This is a genomic window from Mangrovicoccus sp. HB161399, assembly GCF_013184745.1.
Lineage (GTDB): Bacteria > Pseudomonadota > Alphaproteobacteria > Rhodobacterales > Rhodobacteraceae > Mangrovicoccus.
The window spans coordinates 1-4,200 of the sequence record NZ_JAATVU010000163.1; the positions used below are offsets into that span (position 1 = coordinate 1).

The 4,200-nt window shown below is 67.3% G+C and carries 4 protein-coding genes; all 4 read left to right on the top strand.

What is annotated here, in order from left to right:
• A partial coding sequence (locus tag HCC78_RS31630; RefSeq protein ID WP_216671399.1) for a hypothetical protein occupies nucleotides 1-632 on the top strand: 632 nt, incomplete at its 5' end.
• Between the two features lie 65 nt (nucleotides 633-697).
• Nucleotides 698-2,320, top strand: a complete 1,623-nt coding sequence (locus tag HCC78_RS31635) for a terminase large subunit (RefSeq protein ID WP_216671400.1) — start codon at nucleotides 698-700, stop codon at nucleotides 2,318-2,320.
• Nucleotides 2,321-2,329: 9 nt separating this feature from the next.
• Entirely contained in the window at nucleotides 2,330-2,926 is a 597-nt protein-coding gene (locus tag HCC78_RS31640; protein WP_172332679.1) for an HK97 family phage prohead protease, read from the top strand.
• A gap of 93 nt (nucleotides 2,927-3,019) precedes the next feature.
• On the top strand, nucleotides 3,020-4,200 hold a 1,181-nt coding region (locus HCC78_RS31645), incomplete at its 3' end, for a phage major capsid protein (protein ID WP_172332680.1).

Sequence of the window (4,200 nt, forward strand, 5' to 3'; positions counted from 1 at the left end):
ATGGAATGGTGGGCGCAGTACGGCCGCCGGATCGGAGACGACCGGCGGCCCGGCGGCCAAGGGGGGGGAGGGGCATCGGATGGGGCGTCCCTGGCCCCGACCCGCGCTACCCCCGCACGGAGAGATTTTTTATCGTGACCCGGGAATTTGACCTGCTCGGGCATCCGATCCCGGAGAACTTCGGCAAGCCGGGCCGGAACGGCCACATCGTGACGCCGGAAAGCGTGATGAAAGTCAGGAGGTTAGTGCTTGCCGGGATGGATGCGAAGGAGGTCGCTGCCGAACTTGGCATCTCCGCGCCCACCGTGCGGAAGCATTATTTTCCCAAGGGCCCGATCCGGAACGCTGCACGGCGGTTCCTTGTGGAGCAGCGCGCCAGGATGCTGACATACCTCGACGAGGCGGCGGCCGAAGGCAACGTCGCGGCGATCAAGGAGATGCTGAAGCAGCTCGATGCCATGGTGCCCGCCATCCAGGGCGAGGCGTCCGAAGCCGTGCCCGTCCTGCCTGCGGCCGGCAGGATCGGCAAGAAGGCGTCGCGCCAGATCGCCGCCGAGGCCCGCGCTGCAGGCGGCGGCAAGTACGCGCCGCCCGCCGCGCCGAAGCTTGTCGTGAGCAACGGGGACAGCTGATGGCGCCGGACTGGACGACAGCGTGCCCGGACTGGGAGCGCCGGGTTGTTGCGCGCGAGTCCCTGGTGGCGTTCGATCCGCTCTTCCCGGACGAGGCGGAAGCCGCGCTCGAGGTCTTCAAGGGGCTCCGGATCGTCGACGTGGCTGGCAAGCCGACCTTCGGCGAGGCCTGCGATCCGTGGATCTTCGATTTCGTGGCTGCGATCTTCGGCGCCTATGACGCGGATGCGGCCAAGCGGCTGATCACGGAATTCTTCCTGCTGATCAGCAAGAAGAATTCGAAGTCGACCATCGCGGCCGGGATCATGGTCACGGCGCTGATCCGCAACTGGCGCCACTCGGCGGAGCTCCTGATCCTGGCGCCGACGATCGAGGCGGCGAACAACTGCTTCAAGCCCGCGGCGGACATGGTCGCCGAAGACCCGGAGCTGGGGGATCCGGAGACCGGACTGCTGCAGGTGGTGGACCATCTGCGGCTGATCAGGCACCGGGTCACCGCGGCGACGCTGAAGGTGGTGAGCGCCGACGACAAGACGGTCGGCGGAAAGAAGGCGGCCTTCGTGCTGGTCGACGAGCTCTGGCTCTTCGGCAAGCAGGCCCGCGCCGACGCGATGCTGCGCGAGGCGACCGGCGGCCTGGTCTCGCGGCCGGAGGGGTTCGTGATCTACCTCTCGACGCAGAGCGACGAGCCGCCGGCGGGCGTGTTCAAGGACAGGCTCGACTATGCCCGCGACGTGCGCGACGGCCGGATCGAGGATCCCCAGTTCCTGCCGGTGATCTACGAGTTTCCGCAGGGCATGCTGGAGGAGGATGCCTTCCTCGATCCCGGAAACTTCTACGTCACCAACCCGAATATCGGCCGGTCGGTTCTGGCGGACTGGCTGGAACGCGAGATGCGCAAGGAGCTCGGCAAGGGCCCGGAGACGCGGAACGTGTTCCTGGCCAAGCATCTCAACGTGGAGATTGGCCTGACCCTGCGCGCCAACCGCTGGCCCGGGGCGGAATACTGGGAGCGCCGGGCGGTCGGGGGGCTCGACCTGGACAGCCTGCTGGCCCGCTGCGAGGTCGCGGTGATCGGCATCGACGGCGGCGGCATGGATGACCTCTTCGGTCTTGCCGTGGTGGGGCGCGAGAGGGAAACGCGCAACTGGCTCGCCTGGTGCCATGCGTGGTGCCACGAGGGCGTTCTCGGCCGCCGCATGTCGATCGCGCCCAGGCTGCGCGATTTCCGGCGGGAGAAGAGCCTGACCATCGTCGACGACAAGCTCGAGGACATGAATCAGATCGTCGACGTTGTCCTCCAGGTGAAGGAGGCCGGGCTCCTCGGGTGCGTCGGCGTCGACCCGGCGGGGCTCGGGCAGTTCCTCGAGGCGATGGAGAAGATCGACGTCACCCAGGAGAACGGCCTTCTGGCCGGCGTGAGCCAGGGGATCATGCTGATGAACGCCATCAAGACGGCCGAACGCAAGCTCGTGAACGGCACCCTTCTGCATGACGGGAGCGAACTGATGAAATGGTGCGTCTCGAACGTCAAGATCGAGCCGACCGCCACCGCGATCCGCGCCACGAAGGTGCATGCAGGGGACGCCAAGATCGACCCGGCCATGGCGCTCTTCAACGCCATGGAGCGCATGTGCAGGAACCCCGAGCCGCAGCGCGAGCCGGAATACCAGATCCAGTTCTACTAGGAGATCGACATGGACCGAATTGAGCGCGCCTGGTCGACCATAGAGGTCAAGGCAGCTGACGGCGAGGCTGGAACGATCACCGGCATTGCCAGCACGCCGACGCCGGACCGCATGGACGACGTCGTCCTGCCCATGGGCGCCAAGTTCAAGCTGCCGATCCCTCTGCTATGGCAGCACCGGCACGGCGATCCGATCGGCCATGTCACGCAGGCGAAAGTCAGCGGGAAGGGCATCGAGATCGTGGCCAAGGTGGCGCTCGGCGTGACCGAAGAGATCGACCGCTATTGGGCGCTGATCAAGGCCGGTCTCGTGCGCGGGCTGTCGATCGGCTTCCGCGGCATCAAGACGGCCCAGATCGAAAACTCCTGGGGCATCGAGTTCCAGGAATGGGAATGGCTCGAACTGTCCGCCGTGACCATCCCGGCGCAGGCCGAGGCCAGCATCGCCACCGTCAAGCATTTCGCGGCCGGGCCGGAACAGCCCGCCGCCACCGTTCGGCAACCCGGGAAGCACGCCGCGTCCGGCAAAGCGCACCCGGTCGTCAAGCTGACCGCCCCCGCCCGCGTCCGGGCAAAGCCGTTCGTGATCACCAAGATCCACACCTGACGGCATCCGTCCCCGCGGCGCGACCGCAATTCACCGGCCCTTGGACAAGGCTGCCGGGCCCGCCGCCGTGCGGCCCGCACACAGGACTCAAGCATGACCTATGCAGAACAGATTGCCGCTTACGAGGCGAAGCTCGCCTCGAACGTGGCCAGCATGAAATCCCTGATGGATGCATCGGCCGAGAAGGGCGAAACCCTCGACGCCGAGGCACAGGACCAGTTCGATGACCTCGAGGTCGAGAACGCCGCCGTCGAGAAGCACCTGGCGCGCCTGCGCAAGATGCAGAAGCTGGACGAGCAGACCGCGAAGCCGGTCACCGGCACCTCGGCCAAGGCCGCCGGCGAAAGCCGCCAGACCTCGCTGGCCGCCCCGGTCGCGATCCAGAAGGGCGACCGCGACGAGGACTTCGACGGCCAGAACTACACCCGCGTGGTGATCGCCAAGATGCTGGCGCGCCTCGACGACATTTCGGCCGTCGGCATCGCCCAGAAGCGCTGGGGCCAGAAATCGCCGAACCTGGTGGCCACCATCAAGGCGGCCGTGGCCGGCGGCGGCACCGACACCGGCGAGTGGGGCGCCGAGCTGGTGCATCTCGACCGCTACACCGGCGATTTCATCGAATATCTCTACAGCCGCACGGTCTTCGACAAGCTGCCGCTGCGCGAGGTGCCCGCCAACGTGAACATCGGCGGACAGGACGGTGCGGCGACCGGCTACTGGGTCGGCCAGTCGAAGTCGATCCCGGTCAGCAAGGCGGACTTCGCCGACGTCAACCTGACGCCGCTGAAGGTGGCGGCGCTGGCCATCGTGTCGAAGGAACTGCTGCGCGATTCCTCGCCCTCCGCCGAGCGCCTGGTGCGCGACGCCCTGGTCGAGGCCTCCGCGCAGAAGGTGGACTCCACGTTCCTCTCGGCAGCGGCCGCGGTCTCCGGTGTCTCCCCGGCGGGGATCCTCAACGGCGTCACCGCCGGGACCAGCGCGGGCACCGACATCGACGGGGTGATCGCCGACGTGAAGGCGCTCTATGCACCCTTCATCGCCGCGAACAATGCCGACATGCTGCAGTTCGTCACCACGCAGTCGCTGTCCAAGTCGATGGGCCTGATGCAGAACGCGCTCGGCAACTGGGCCTTCCCGGGCCTGTCCGCGAACGGCGGCACCCTTCTGGGCGACCCGCTGACCGCGGGCGGCAATGTCGGCGCAGGCGACCTGGTGCTGCTCAAGCCGTCCGACATCTACAAGATCGGCGACCGCGGGGTCGAGGTGTCGCTCTC